We start from the raw sequence: 11,775 nt of genomic DNA on the forward strand, positions 1-11,775 counted from the left end.
TCAAGAACCGCGCCTGAGGCCAGCGCCTACGACGCCAAAGCTGGACGTCGGATCAGCTCAGCCGCACCGTACCGTACCCAGCTTGCGAAGGGGTCCCAATTGCACGCCGATCCGGGGTCCCATTCCAACGCCTTTTGACAAAATTGTAGTTAACGAAGGCTTACGTGGATTGGCCAGCTCGGCCCCGCTGCCCGATCTGATCACGGGCTGGCGGGGCTTGGTGCCGTTCCTCACGGCGAGGGGCCAGTACGTGACGCGGCCCGCGAGCAAGATGGGCGAGGGCGGTTAGCCCAGCCTCAACAACGCCATCTGTCAGGGTCCCGGATCGGGAGCGCTCAGGCGTCTACCTTTGCGCTTGCAAGCCACCTGCCGGCGTCCAAGGCATCTAAAGCGATGACGACCTGCTCACGGGAGAACATCCTCTTGCGTTCGCTCCAGCGAGCTAGGTGGTCCCGGATCGTATCTGGATCGCCTGCACCTTCACGCGTCACGATCCAGTGGACGGTTGACAGCAGCTCTAGACCGTAGGGGGTCTCAAAGCCATCGACGAGATGCCCCACTCGTTCGAAGCGAGCTAAGCTCTCGGGATGGCTGGCAAGGAACTGCTCAGCCTCCTCAAAGGCACCAGGTACTAACTCAATCTCCTTCTCGGGGTCTTCCCCGCCATCGCGGAAGCCAGAGAGAAGGTAACCTTCAACTCGTACCATGACGTGGCGAAGATTATCTGCATAAGGGCCATATGAACCCTTCACGAAGTTCAACTGCAGATCCTGACCGGCCTCCTGCATGAAGTACATCAGCTTATAGGCTTCGAGTAAGCTGACGGCAGGATCCATCAATCCGTCTAGATAGCGCCGCAGAAGGCCCACGAGCGCAGCTCGGCCTGCGGTCATGCGCGGGGCATTCTTCGCCTTGACCATCTCGGCAGCGGAGGGGGCGGCGGACGGTTCGAAAACGACCGCCCGCACCTCCGGCACCTCGTTCAGCGCTGCCTCTATACGCGGCCGGACCTCGTTCCAGTCGAGACCTCCGAGACCGCACCCAAGGGGTGGGAGCGCAATTGAGCGGATGCCGCGCTCGCGTATCTCGGCGATCAGGGCGACGAGACCACTCTCGATGTCCTGCATCCGGCTCTTGCCCCGCCAGTGCCGCTTGGTCGGGAAGTTGATGATGAAGCGGGGGTTCAGCTGCCCCGTCTCGTGGACGAACATGCGTCCGGGCTGAACTTCATTGTGGTCACAGCCCGCTTTGTACGCCTTGAAGTTGGCCGGGAAGGCGTTCCGGAACTGGAGCGCGACCCCCCGCCCCATGATGCCGACGCAATTGACCGTGTTGACCAAGGCGTCAGCCTCGGCCTGCAGGATGTCGCCTTGGCAATATTCAGGCATCGCGACCCCCGCCATCTCAGTAGTACCAGTCCGGTCGGACCTCGACCGGTGGTCGGTGCTCCGCGTGCTCAAGAAGTGTCTCAACCTGTTGATGGACCGTTTTAGTTCTGACGCCGAGCCGAGTTACCCCCCGCCATGGAAAACGGGTGTGGAAAAGACACTCGGCCTGCTTCCGTTCGCGTCGTTGCGAGCCGGCCCATTGGGCAGCGGTAATGCATTCCCAATCCAGTGCCTCAAGCGCACCTGCTCCTGTGTAGAAGGCCGCGTACTTCGCGGTCGCATTTGAAGAGCTGACGGCCCATCGCACTTCCTGACGCTCAGCTGATGTAATCATACGATGGAAGTCAGCCTCTAGGTGGACGATTGTTTCTTGTCCGCCGCGATAACTCATTTCGGCGTGGTTTTGCTTCCAAGCAATATACAGCATTGGCGAGCGGGGGCAAAAATAAAAAGGTACATAATCGCTGACCATTGTGCCTTCGTGGCAGGTGACTGGGCGAGCGAAACGGTCGGTCTTCAGTTTTGCCATGCCAATTTTTGCATGATCCTTGCTCTGGCGGACCATCTCGGCATCGGAGTAGAGCCTCCCATCCTCAATAATCCGGGCCAGGTTATCTATGTGCGTAATGTGGTAGATCTTTGGGTTGGCCGGTATGGGCATGTCACTTCTCGCCCTTCCGCCGGGTCACGCTGCCCTCGCTTGTCGTTCGGGGATGTAGCCGGCACGGATCTGCTCTACCGTCGGCGGCCATTGGTTCGCCCACGCTTCGAACGTGCATTCCCGGCCGCCGTAGGCCTCCCTGCAAAGGGCCGCGATTTGGGCCCCTGAAAGCCGGCCACGGGTCATCAGGGCGCCGGCAATCGCCTGGATCGCAGCGGATCCCTGCGGCGAGCGGACAAGCGCTCGCGTCCAGGCATCAACCTTCGCTTCAAGCTCGCTGCGGTCGACCTTGTCCAACGACCATCCTTCCATGATCGCGCTAAACCGCTCCATGTCGGCGCCGCCGCCGCTCAGCATGGCCGCGGCCGGATCTATTCGCCGGTAGTGCGCCTCGGTATGAAAACCCGCGTAGCATTGGATCAGCTCGACATCGCGCCGATAGACCCACCACCGTAATGCTGCTGCCTGCGTCTCAGGGCCGCCGGCTACTGGCCAGGGGCGGAACGGCCGATCGTGGATTGGATCCCCGCTGACCATGCCGTGACACGTGACCAAGTCACCATCCCGACCCCTCAGACGCTTGCCGGCGCGGATTTCCTCGCCTGTCTGGACCACAGCGCGGTCGGTCCTGAAACCAAAAAACCAGCGCGCGAAAGCGTGGCCAGCTTCGTGGTGACATGTAGCGCGACGGCGAGGCATCTACCGGTCCTTAGTGCTCGTCCCGTGTCCCATCGGCTCGGTGCTTGAAGCGGACGCCTGCGCCACCGCCGTTCTCCGGTGTGAACTCGATCCCAGCATCCTGCAGGGCTCGCTCGATGCCCGCCAGGTTGTTGTGGCTGGGCACGCGCCGCCCCCTCTCAAAATCCCGGACCGTCGACAGCCCGAGGTGTGATGCTTCGGCCAACTGCTCTTGCGACCAGTCCAGCAGAGCGCGCGCGGCGCGAGACAAGGCAGGGGTAAGCATGAGCGCAGAATAGCGCGTCATATTTTTTCGTCAATCCTACTGCAAAGGTGTTGACAGGCGACGATCATATCTACAATCTGATTTTCAACGAAATCATATGACGAGACGCCTTGATGCCCTACCGCACCGTCTCCTGGAACACTCTCACCCGCTGCCTTCACGACAGCCGGCCGGCTATCGCCCCGGGCCCCCGATCCGATCCATGCCGTTATCGAGCGCCACCGCGCCGCCTACGACGCATACCAGGTGGCGCCTGAGGGCCGCCCGAGTGTCATCGCCAATGACGAGTACGACGCCGCCAGCGAGGCGCTGGTTTCGACCGCCTGCTCGACCCGGTTCGGGGCCCTCGCCTTCTTGGCGCACCTTCGCTGGTGGCTGACCGAGGAGGCCGATTTCCAGGACGGCCACCAGCCCGCCTATGGCCTCGCTGAGGCTCGCGCTGCCGACCTGACCCTGTTTCTTGGCACGCCGCTGCCGCCGGCCGTGATCCCGAATGCCGTGCCGCTCGGACATGCTGCGGCCGGTGTCGTGCGCCAGTTGGCCCACGGTCCCGCCTCGGAACACCACTGGCCTGAGGACCAGTTCTGCGCCCTGCACGACGAGGCGCGGCCTGGCGAGGATGAGCCCTGGCGGGTCGTGATGCCCGTTCGGCCCGACACCGCCCATGTTCGGGCTCCGCGCTTCCTCGACATCGCTGGCGAGCTGCTGGCCGCCGCCTTCATCATCGGCGGCGGCATGGTCCTCACCGGTCTCGCCACCCTGCTCTGACCCGACCCGCAACCCGAGCGGGCCGGTCGCCCGCGCCCCTCATCCGAGGATCCCGCGATGTCCTTCCGCACGTCCCTCAAGAACCTGATCCGCCGCGATCCGAGCACCAGCCTGCGCGAGCGCGCCGCAGAACTGTGCGGGGACCTCGCCGGCCAAACTCGCCGGTCCATCGTGGCCGGGTCCGTGGCTGCAGCCGTGCCGCTGCCCGTGCTCGCGGTGCCTGTAACTGTCACGTCTGACCTCGCCCGCGCCTGCGATGCTGGCGTGGCGCACTTGGCCTGGATCTCGACTTCGAGGCTGTGCACATACCGACCCCGGTCCGTACCCCGCGCCAGTGGCAGGAGCGGTTCGCGCCTCACACCCTCGGCCTGCATATGGCCGATCGGGTGCTGCGGATGAACAAGGCCGAACTGGTGGCGTTCATTCGCGGGGCCGACGCCAGGGACGGCGATTTGCCTGGGAGCCTGATCAACGCCCTCGGGGCCGCGAGGAGCGAGGCTCAGACCTATGCGGAAATGCTGGACGCGGCTTGGACCCGGTTCCTCGTGGCCGGCTCCACGATCGTACTCAACGACGAGCAAGGCGGTCCCCACCCCTTCCGTAGCCGTGCGTACCGCCCCGGCCGGACCCCGCCGGGCTTTCCCTTCACACCCCGAGACCTGACCCATGGGCGACGTGCTCACCTTCACCCCGCGTCCGAAACCGGCTGCTCCCGAGACCATGGAGCCGCTGACCGGACCCGCACTCCGCGCCAGCCTGGAGGAGGCGGCCCAGACCGCCCTCGACGCCGCGGACCGGATCATCGCCGTGCTCGACCGCATAGACGGCGACACGGACCTAGAGGACGGTGCCGACGCCGAGCCATCTTTGGCGGCGCCTGAGAACCACACCGGCTCACAGGTCACATGGCTGCGCGGGAACGACCAGGGCCGCGAGGCCGAGGCGCCCGAGACGGTGCTGTCGGAAGTGGCGATCGAGACCGCGAACGTGATCGAAGTGGAGCCTCTGCGTTGGGGCGGGCGCGGGAACGTCGTGGCGGCTGCTGGCTCCTACCTGGTCGACCTGCTGGAGCGCGCCTGATGCCGACCAGGCTCCCCAGCAAGCCCGCACCCCAGGACTACCGGCGCGGCAGGGCGCTCAGCTGGCCCGAGACTGCGAGGTTCTACCGGCTGTTCGCCCGGGCGAGCTACTACGCCACCCGGAGCCTGCGGACCCTGATCGCAGTCGGTCGAGGCCCGATCCCGCGAACGCTCAGCGGTGTGCCGGCGATCCCGCCGATGCCGGTGTTGTGTCGGTAGGGTTGATCTCCCCAAAACCCGGGGCCTCAAAACCTAAGTGGCGCACAAGTTATGGGCGGTCTTTAGCATCCACGCCCGCCCTCATGCCTCGGGGGAGATGGGCTCGGGCGGGCGTGGACGGCCGGAGACCAATCCGACCTAGAAGCGAATGCAAAATGCATGCGACTTCTCACGAAGGCCGCTCGCGCAACCCGTGCGGCAATGACTAGGACTGCAAGGCCGAGGCGTCCGCGGCCGTGTCGCCGGAGGTGAGTGCCGAGACCCAGCCCCGCGCACTTCTTCAGGCCATGGTAGAAGGCTCGGTTGAAGGTCGAGTAAGGTCGTTTAGCGACCCTTGTTCCCGTCACGCATCTCGCCGGTCGGCTCCTGCACATGGGCCTCGATGAACCAGAGCTGCTTATCGACGGCCCGCGAGACTTCGGTAAACAGGTCGGCCGTGTCAGGGTCGCCGGCCTCGTCGGTCTGATCAATGTTCTCGCGCACGGCGTTGGCGTAAGCGGCGTAGCTGTCGATCAGCGCGGCAAGTTGATCGGCGATGGCATAGATGCCGGTCGGGTAGGGCGGCAGCTTGGTCTTCTCGGCGACCACCTGGGTTGAGCCAAGCGCGGTAGCACCGAGCTGCACCGCACGCTCGGCGACCTTGTCGTTCAGATCATCGAGTTCGGTACGGAAACCGTCGAGCATCAGGTGGATACCGATGAACGAGGGGCCCTTGAGGTTCCAATGGGCCTGCTTGATCGCCAGCGCGAGGTCGATGCCGTCCGCCAGCCGGGCATTCAAGGCCTCGATCGAGACCTTCTTTGCGTTTGAGTCGGTGTCGTTGCGGGTCTGGTGAGTCCGCGGGCTGCTGTTAGTCGCCATGCTATCGCTCCGATTGTGTCGGTTGCGAAAGCCGATCGAGCGTCTGCCGGTTCCTACTGGCTTGCCGCCCCAACGTTGACTTAACCGTGTCTCCCGGCCGACATGGACCGTTCCGGCCGGACCCGCCTCGGCGAGTCGAGAGCCGGCAATTCAGAAGACCATCGCCGCGAGATAGACCCTGAAAAGCCAACAGCCCCTTCCCGGCAAGGAAGAGGCTGCTGAAAAACCTGAGGCCCTGTGAGGACCGCGTTGCTGCCCCTCACAAGCCATGAGACCCCCCGGGGTGTCAAGACGGAACTCGTTTTCGTCAACGGGAAGGCTTTGCCTGGACCCTAGCCGCGGCCCGTGAGGGACCGGGTTCGATGTTTCACGCCACCATGCGGTCGGCGATCGAGGGCGCGCGGACACTCGCGCAGCTCGACGACCTGTCGCGCAAGATCTGGCAAGCTCACGCCGCCGAGACCGTCACCGATACCGAGGCGCAGGGCTTGGCTGAGGCGCTGCACACCCGCAGGGCTGCGATCCGCGAGGCCGTGGCGCCTGTCGGCATTTCGCTTGGCAGTGTGACGCTGTTCCCGTCAAAGCGCCCCCAGCGGGCTCCTGAGCGATCCGTGGCCATAGAGCGCCGCCGCCGGCTGGCCTTCTCCGGCCCGATGCCACCTGCGCTCGGATCCCTGTTCACCACCGGACAGCTCGCGGTCCTGAGGATCGTCGGCGACGAGGTCGCCAGGAACGGCGCCTGCGGGCTGTGCATCGACGCCATCGCAGCGCGGGCCGGTGTCTGCCGACGTCTGGCGCAGGCTGCGATCCGGCTGGCCGAGGGCGACGGGCTGCTGACCATTCAGGAGCGCCGCCACCAGGGCCGGAAATCGGATCCGAACGTGGTGCGCATCATCAGCCGCGAGTGGCTGGCTTGGCTCCGGCGGGGAGGGCGATCGGCGGCGCCGGCGCTTTGGGGCAGCATAGGGTGCAAACCGATTCACCCCACGGATAGGGGAGATCCACAGAGGCAAGTTGTGGATGCGGAATCGAAGAAGAGCTGCCGACAAGCGGCGGGCGACCTCGACCGATCAGGCCGCTCTCGAATCCGCGCGGTTGGTCGCACTGGCCGAGCTATGCCGTGAGTGTATGTGATCGGCCGGTTTATCGAACGCATGGGGCTCGAACGATGTCGCGCGAATCCGAGCCCGCTCTCTCGGATGAAATCCAGAGACACCTCGGCAGCCTGCTGGCGACTGCCTACGCACAGGACATAGCCGAGCTGAGCGCCGCGGATCGCTTTGCCGAGCTGTTGGCTAAGCTCGATACAGCCTTTGAAGGAGCAGACGATCGCGATGCCGCCGAGTTTAAGGCGCTGCTGCTCGCTGTAGTGCCGGCCTTGCGTCGCTTCGCCGTCTCACTCGCCCGAGACCCTACGGCGGCCGACGATCTCGTGCAGGACGCGCTCATGCGAGCCTGGCGCGCACGAGCACGCTTCGAGAAAGGTACGAACTTCGAGGCCTGGATCTTCACGATCCTGCGCAACGCCTTCTACAGCAGTCAACGCAGGTCGCGTGAGGTTCAGGACGAGGATGGGAGCTACACCGCCCGGCTTGCCAGCCCGCCCGATCAGGCAGGCCACCTCGACCTTCAGGACGTGCGCGCCGCCCTCGACCGGCTCGCGCCGGTGATGCGAGAGGCGCTGGTCCTCGTAGCCATCGAGAACGTTAGCTACGAGGAGGCTGCCGTGATCATGGACTGCCAGGTTGGCACCGTGAAGAGCCGGGTCTGGCGCGCCCGCGATCAACTCGCTCGGATGCTCGGCTACAATGGTGCCGAAGTCGGCAATGATGCCGTGATGCTCTCGGCGCTGAGCGGGACAGGCGAGGTTAGCGAGTGAGCCAAGATTCATCGACCAATGGAGAGGCAGACCTTGTAATCTCGCATGATGAGATCCGGGAGCGTGCTTACGATCTCTGGGACCGAAACCACCGACCCGAGGGCTACGAACTTGAGTTCTGGCTCATGGCCGAGCGTGAGCTGACGGCGGAGCGACTGACCTCGCAAGAGGTGAAAGCGGTCCAGAAGTCGTGACAGTGATCGCACTTGACGTTGCCATTCCGCGAATATGCGCGAAGGTTACGGGAATGGTGCATGCCGTATGACGTCCAATCTCAATGAGCAAAGGATCATGAGCGAAGGCATCGTTCCGCTACGCCGGAGAGGTGAAGAGGGATCCACGCTCGCTCGCGTCGATGTCGCCGCGATGAAGCTGCTCGTCAGTGGTCGAGCGCCGAACCTTCATGCAGCGCGGGCGGAGGTGATCCTGGCGGACCTGCGCGCGCGGCGAGAGCAGATGATGGCCGTGCTCGCGGATGTCCGTGGACGGGAGCCGACCGGTGACGCTCAGATCGACGAGGCCAACGCCAATCTCGTCACGGCGATCAACGCCGGCATCGTGCAGATCGATGTGTTCATCGCCCGTGGGCTGGTTTTCTTGTCGGAGGCGGCCAAGCCGGGACCATACCAATCTGAGGCACCAGAATAGGCAATGGCGGATGCCTAGTGCCGATAGCGTTCAGCGAGGCCCATGAGCGCCTGTGAAAGCTCCGTGAGGTTGGCCGAGGCCGCCTCGACCTGCCGCGTGCCGGCCGCCGTCTGCTGGCTGGCCTGCCGGATGTTCTGTAGCGCGCCCATGACCTGCTCAATGCCCATCTGCTGCTGACTAGTCGAGGCGATGATCTGCTGGAAGATCTGAGCACCTTCCTCCACCTTCGCGCTGATCTCCTCGATGGTCCGCTGCGTCGTGTCCGAGCGGGTCTTGCCGGCCGCCGCCCGCTTGACCGCCTCCTCGGTCAGCATCACCGACGTGTTGATGCCCCGCTGGATCTCGCCCAGCAGGCCGCGCACCTGGCCGGTGGCCGCTTTCGCCTGATCGGCCAGTAGCTTCATCTCCGAGGCGACGACCGAGAAGCTGCGCCCGCTCTCGCCGGCGGCCGCCGCCTCGATGGCGGCGTTGAGCGCGAGCAGGTGCGTGCGCTCGGAGATGTCGTTGACCGTCTCGATGATGTCGCCGATCGTCTGGGTCTTCTCCGACAGGCTGACGATGTTGCCGGCCACGGCTTCCGCCTGCTCGCGGATCGCGTCCATAACCTTGGCGGTGTCGGAGACCGCGCGCAGGCCCTGGCGGGAGGTCTGGGCGGTGGCCTCAGCGGTGGCGATCACCTCGGTGGCGCGCTTGCTGATCTGGGCGCCTGAATGGGTGATCTGATCCATGGTGGCGGCGGTCTCCTGCACAGCGGCAAATTGCTGCTCGATGGAGGCCGCCTGCTCCTGCGCCGAGGCGCGGATCTCGGCCACAGCGACGTTCAGGTCGGCGGTCGCAGCCCGGTTGGTCCGCGCCAAGTCGGACAGGCCCGCAACCATCGCGTTCAGCGTCCCAGCCAGACGACCGACTTCGCCGCTTCCACCTGCCTCTAGCTTGCGCGAGAGATCGCCCTCGCCTACCCGCTCGGCGAAGGCCATCACTCGCACAAGGGGACCGACGATTAGGCGGTTGATGGCGATCCATATGCCAGCGCAGATCAGCAGCGTGAGCAGGGTGCCACCCCACAAGGCGAGGCTCTCGTTACGCTCGGCCTGCGTAACGCGAACGGTTTGCGCTGTGCGGGTCTGTTCTTCCAAAGCGTCGATGGCGGCGAGCTTCCCGCGCAGCATGTCGAAGAACTGCTTGCCCCTGCCTTCAGCCTCGATGCGTACCGCCTCCGCTTGCGTCGCAGGATCTGCCGCTTGTCGTATAGCGGTCTCGCCGATGTCGGTTTGCCAAGCGCGGGCTGCCGTCACGGCTTCGGCCAGGAGGCGCGACCGCTCGGCATCATTGCCGATCAGGGTTCTGAGCCTGTTGATCGTATCGTCCAGTGCCGGTCGTCCGGCCTTATAGGGTTCAAGGCTGCTCTCGCGTCCGGTGATCAGGTAGCCGCGCAGCCCGGTCTCCTGGTTGAGCATGGCGGTGCGGAAGGCGTCGAGGCCGCGGACAACCTGTGTCGAGCGGTCGAGAGCGTCGGTCGTCTCCTGCAGCTGGTTGCGCGTCAGTAGGACTGCACCGCTGCTGAGAGCTGACACGAGCGCGATGACACCGATGGCGCCGCCCAGCGTGCGGTTGAGGCTCGACGTGTTCGGCATGCTCGGTTCTCTTTAGGTCAGACCCGCGGGCAGTTTTGGACGGTAGCCGCAACGACAACGGCATCGCCGATAGCCCTCAAAACGAGCCGACGCGAGCAACACCGCGCGCTCCTGCGTCTCAAGCCTCAAGTATCGGCTCTAGCGTCCGAGGAAGGCTGCCGGTCCCGCCTGATCAGTTCCAGCTCCTCAGCGCTACGTTCTTCAACCCCGATGAGGCGCTCATCGGTGTCTTCCACAGCGCGGATCAGCTCATCCAGCTTCATCTGGATAGCGGCGGTGTCACGAGCGCCGGCCACCAGAATGACGCCGGCTAAGAGCATGGCGGCGATGGATAGGAACAGATTGAAGACGAGCGCCCAGTGGTCGTTGAAGCTGAGGATGAAGCCGGCGCCCAGCCCAGCGGCGACGGTGAAGCAGGTCGTCAGGAAGCCAACGGGCTTTGAAAGCCACACAGCAAGGCCAATGATCGGACGGTCAAGCATCAATCCTCAAGCTCAGCGCATCAAGACACTAAGCAAGATAGCGCGACCGTGTTTCCGGAATGATCATATGACTCCTGTGTTAACTCAGGCGTAAGGGCCGCCGAACAGGTCGCCCATCGCCTTCCGCTGAAACAGCGTGCGCCACCGTCGCCTCTGATGCTCCGGCCGGTCGTGGATCATGTGGCAGCGCTGGCAGAACGCCGCCAGGTTGGCGTCCGCGTTGTTGGCGGTGTCGTAATCTCGGTGAGCGGCGGCAAGGACGACGTGGGTCCGGCGAGCGCGACCGAGAACATCCACTGCTCCGGCTTTGAGCCGGATCCGGCGCCCCCACCCATCGCGCCAGCGGCCGGCCTCGGCGTCCCACCAGCGGCCATCGCCGAGGTGGTAGACCATCTGCCTGTGCGGACGCCCGCAGCCCTCACAGCGGCCCTGCGCCCGGCCGAAGCGGATCGCCATCGACAGCTCGCGCCAGTCGATCGGGTAGAAGAAGCGGTGCTCGGGCCGGATCGGCATGACGGCTGCACTGTGCCACCAGGCCGGGACCATCGGCGAATGAAAAAGCCCGCGCCGGCGAACCGGGCGGGCTTCGACGGCCTCGGGATCGGGGGGATAAACTCCGAAGCTAGTCCGGTTTGTACCACCGCAGTGCACAAAAGAAATTGCGCTAGCTGCGTGCACACTTACTTTTGAATTCACTCACGGCTGACCATCGCTAACGTCTGCGGCAGGATCAGCTGGCGGGAAGCTGGCGCCAGCCGTCCGCAGTACCTGCATCAAGGCGCTCAGCTGCGCGATCGTGATCACCGGCTCGCCGGAACTGCCCTCGGCTCGCGTGACAACGCTCAGAGGCACCTTGGCTCGCTTAGCCAGATCGCGCGGATCCAAGCCGATGGACATGCGTGCTGCACGGAGCTGCGGGCCTGTGATCACCCTCATCTGCTCCTATGACCGAGCGGCTGCAGCCCCAGATCCTATCTTACGAGCGCGGGGGAGGAGCTACTTGCCGCCACCACCCTTGTAGGCCGTGATCGCGCGCCGGCAGTTCTCCGAGATCTTGTCCATGTTCTTCTTGAAGCAGGCGTCCATCTCAGGGCTGTCCGGATCATCGCCACTACAGAAGGTGACCGCATCGCCCGAGCAATAGGTCTTCAGGTCCTTGTTGCCACGCTTCGAGGCGGAGGCGTCAGGAGCG

The 11,775-nt window shown here is 64.6% G+C and carries 16 protein-coding genes; 7 read left to right on the forward strand and 9 right to left on the reverse strand.

The genetic code is table 11. From position 1 onward, the window contains the following. Positions 1-335 precede the first annotated feature (335 nt). From MKL11_RS17630 to MKL11_RS17645, 4 genes are read right to left on the reverse strand one after another with little or no spacing between them, the layout of a single operon-like run. Positions 336-1,403, reverse strand: coding sequence for a macro domain-containing protein (locus MKL11_RS17630; protein ID WP_243945645.1), 1,068 nt, complete (start codon positions 1,401-1,403; stop codon positions 336-338). Position 1,404: 1 nt separating this feature from the next. Beyond that, positions 1,405-2,049, reverse strand: coding sequence for a DUF4433 domain-containing protein (locus tag MKL11_RS17635; RefSeq protein WP_243945648.1), 645 nt, complete (start codon positions 2,047-2,049; stop codon positions 1,405-1,407). A gap of 24 nt (positions 2,050-2,073) precedes the next feature. Then, entirely contained in the window at positions 2,074-2,748 is a 675-nt protein-coding gene (locus tag MKL11_RS17640; protein WP_243945650.1) for a hypothetical protein, read from the reverse strand. Positions 2,749-2,758: 10 nt separating this feature from the next. Then, a complete protein-coding gene (locus tag MKL11_RS17645) occupies positions 2,759-3,034 on the reverse strand; it encodes a multiprotein-bridging factor 1 family protein (protein WP_243945652.1) in 276 nt (91 codons plus the stop codon). A gap of 225 nt (positions 3,035-3,259) precedes the next feature. Here MKL11_RS17645 and MKL11_RS17650 point away from each other — a divergent pair, with 225 nt between their 5' ends. The 3 genes from MKL11_RS17650 to MKL11_RS17660 all read left to right on the forward strand — a co-directional run bounded on the left by MKL11_RS17650 (position 3,260) and on the right by MKL11_RS17660 (position 5,079). Further along, positions 3,260-3,781, forward strand: coding sequence for a hypothetical protein (locus MKL11_RS17650; RefSeq protein WP_243945654.1), 522 nt, complete (start codon positions 3,260-3,262; stop codon positions 3,779-3,781). A 666-nt stretch (positions 3,782-4,447) separates the two neighbouring features. Continuing rightward, positions 4,448-4,861 (forward strand): hypothetical protein, encoded by a 414-nt coding sequence (locus tag MKL11_RS17655; protein WP_243945656.1) that lies wholly within the window; start codon positions 4,448-4,450, stop codon positions 4,859-4,861. Beyond that, positions 4,861-5,079 carry a hypothetical protein gene (locus tag MKL11_RS17660; RefSeq protein WP_243945658.1) on the forward strand — a complete coding sequence of 73 codons (219 nt, stop codon included), beginning with the start codon at positions 4,861-4,863 and terminating at the stop codon, positions 5,077-5,079. Before MKL11_RS17655 ends, MKL11_RS17660 begins: the two co-directional genes overlap by 1 nt. A gap of 324 nt (positions 5,080-5,403) precedes the next feature. Here MKL11_RS17660 and dps read toward each other — a convergent pair whose 3' ends face one another. Beyond that, positions 5,404-5,940, reverse strand: a complete 537-nt coding sequence (dps, locus tag MKL11_RS17665; RefSeq protein WP_243945660.1) for a DNA starvation/stationary phase protection protein Dps — start codon at positions 5,938-5,940, stop codon at positions 5,404-5,406. Positions 5,941-6,302: 362 nt separating this feature from the next. On the opposite strand from dps, the gene MKL11_RS17670 reads away from it, so the two are divergent. The 4 genes from MKL11_RS17670 to MKL11_RS17685 all read left to right on the forward strand — a co-directional run bounded on the left by MKL11_RS17670 (position 6,303) and on the right by MKL11_RS17685 (position 8,467). Continuing rightward, entirely contained in the window at positions 6,303-7,064 is a 762-nt protein-coding gene (locus MKL11_RS17670; RefSeq protein WP_243945662.1) for a hypothetical protein, read from the forward strand. 44 nt (positions 7,065-7,108) lie between these two features. Next, positions 7,109-7,819, forward strand: coding sequence for a sigma-70 family RNA polymerase sigma factor (locus MKL11_RS17675; protein WP_243945664.1), 711 nt, complete (start codon positions 7,109-7,111; stop codon positions 7,817-7,819). Further along, positions 7,816-8,013 carry a DUF2934 domain-containing protein gene (locus MKL11_RS17680; protein WP_243945666.1) on the forward strand — a complete coding sequence of 66 codons (198 nt, stop codon included), beginning with the start codon at positions 7,816-7,818 and terminating at the stop codon, positions 8,011-8,013. Before MKL11_RS17675 ends, MKL11_RS17680 begins: the two co-directional genes overlap by 4 nt. A gap of 97 nt (positions 8,014-8,110) precedes the next feature. Next, complete coding sequence (locus MKL11_RS17685; RefSeq protein WP_243945668.1) at positions 8,111-8,467, forward strand: hypothetical protein; 357 nt, start codon at positions 8,111-8,113, stop codon at positions 8,465-8,467. Between the two features lie 14 nt (positions 8,468-8,481). Here the strand turns inward: MKL11_RS17685 and MKL11_RS17690 are convergent, their stop codons facing one another. The 4 genes from MKL11_RS17690 to MKL11_RS17705 all read right to left on the reverse strand — a co-directional run. Continuing rightward, positions 8,482-10,101 (reverse strand): methyl-accepting chemotaxis protein, encoded by a 1,620-nt coding sequence (locus tag MKL11_RS17690; protein WP_243945670.1) that lies wholly within the window; start codon positions 10,099-10,101, stop codon positions 8,482-8,484. A gap of 125 nt (positions 10,102-10,226) precedes the next feature. After that, on the reverse strand, positions 10,227-10,583 hold the full coding sequence (locus tag MKL11_RS17695) for a low affinity iron permease family protein (RefSeq protein ID WP_243945672.1): 357 nt from the start codon (positions 10,581-10,583) through the stop codon (positions 10,227-10,229). Between the two features lie 84 nt (positions 10,584-10,667). Next, on the reverse strand, positions 10,668-11,096 hold the full coding sequence (locus MKL11_RS17700; RefSeq protein ID WP_243945674.1) for a hypothetical protein: 429 nt from the start codon (positions 11,094-11,096) through the stop codon (positions 10,668-10,670). Between the two features lie 483 nt (positions 11,097-11,579). Then, positions 11,580-11,775: 3',5'-cyclic-nucleotide phosphodiesterase (locus MKL11_RS17705; RefSeq protein WP_243943963.1), on the reverse strand; the 196-nt coding region annotated here is incomplete at its 5' end.

Source organism: Methylobacterium sp. J-077 (genome assembly GCF_022829365.1).
Lineage (GTDB): Bacteria > Pseudomonadota > Alphaproteobacteria > Rhizobiales > Beijerinckiaceae > Methylobacterium.

Coding starts and splice junctions, on each gene's coding strand:
- dps (WP_243945660.1), bottom strand. CDS start 5,940: ATGGCGACTAACAGCAGCCCGCGGACTCACCAGACCCGCAACGACACC.
- MKL11_RS17700 (WP_243945674.1), bottom strand. CDS start 11,096: ATGCCGATCCGGCCCGAGCACCGCTTCTTCTACCCGATCGACTGGCGC.
- MKL11_RS17675 (WP_243945664.1), top strand. CDS start 7,109: ATGTCGCGCGAATCCGAGCCCGCTCTCTCGGATGAAATCCAGAGACAC.
- MKL11_RS17630 (WP_243945645.1), bottom strand. CDS start 1,403: ATGGCGGGGGTCGCGATGCCTGAATATTGCCAAGGCGACATCCTGCAG.
- MKL11_RS17685 (WP_243945668.1), top strand. CDS start 8,111: ATGAGCGAAGGCATCGTTCCGCTACGCCGGAGAGGTGAAGAGGGATCC.
- MKL11_RS17695 (WP_243945672.1), bottom strand. CDS start 10,583: ATGCTTGACCGTCCGATCATTGGCCTTGCTGTGTGGCTTTCAAAGCCC.
- MKL11_RS17690 (WP_243945670.1), bottom strand. CDS start 10,101: ATGCCGAACACGTCGAGCCTCAACCGCACGCTGGGCGGCGCCATCGGT.
- MKL11_RS17655 (WP_243945656.1), top strand. CDS start 4,448: ATGGGCGACGTGCTCACCTTCACCCCGCGTCCGAAACCGGCTGCTCCC.
- MKL11_RS17660 (WP_243945658.1), top strand. CDS start 4,861: ATGCCGACCAGGCTCCCCAGCAAGCCCGCACCCCAGGACTACCGGCGC.
- MKL11_RS17645 (WP_243945652.1), bottom strand. CDS start 3,034: ATGACGCGCTATTCTGCGCTCATGCTTACCCCTGCCTTGTCTCGCGCC.
- MKL11_RS17670 (WP_243945662.1), top strand. CDS start 6,303: ATGTTTCACGCCACCATGCGGTCGGCGATCGAGGGCGCGCGGACACTC.
- MKL11_RS17635 (WP_243945648.1), bottom strand. CDS start 2,049: ATGCCCATACCGGCCAACCCAAAGATCTACCACATTACGCACATAGAT.
- MKL11_RS17640 (WP_243945650.1), bottom strand. CDS start 2,748: ATGCCTCGCCGTCGCGCTACATGTCACCACGAAGCTGGCCACGCTTTC.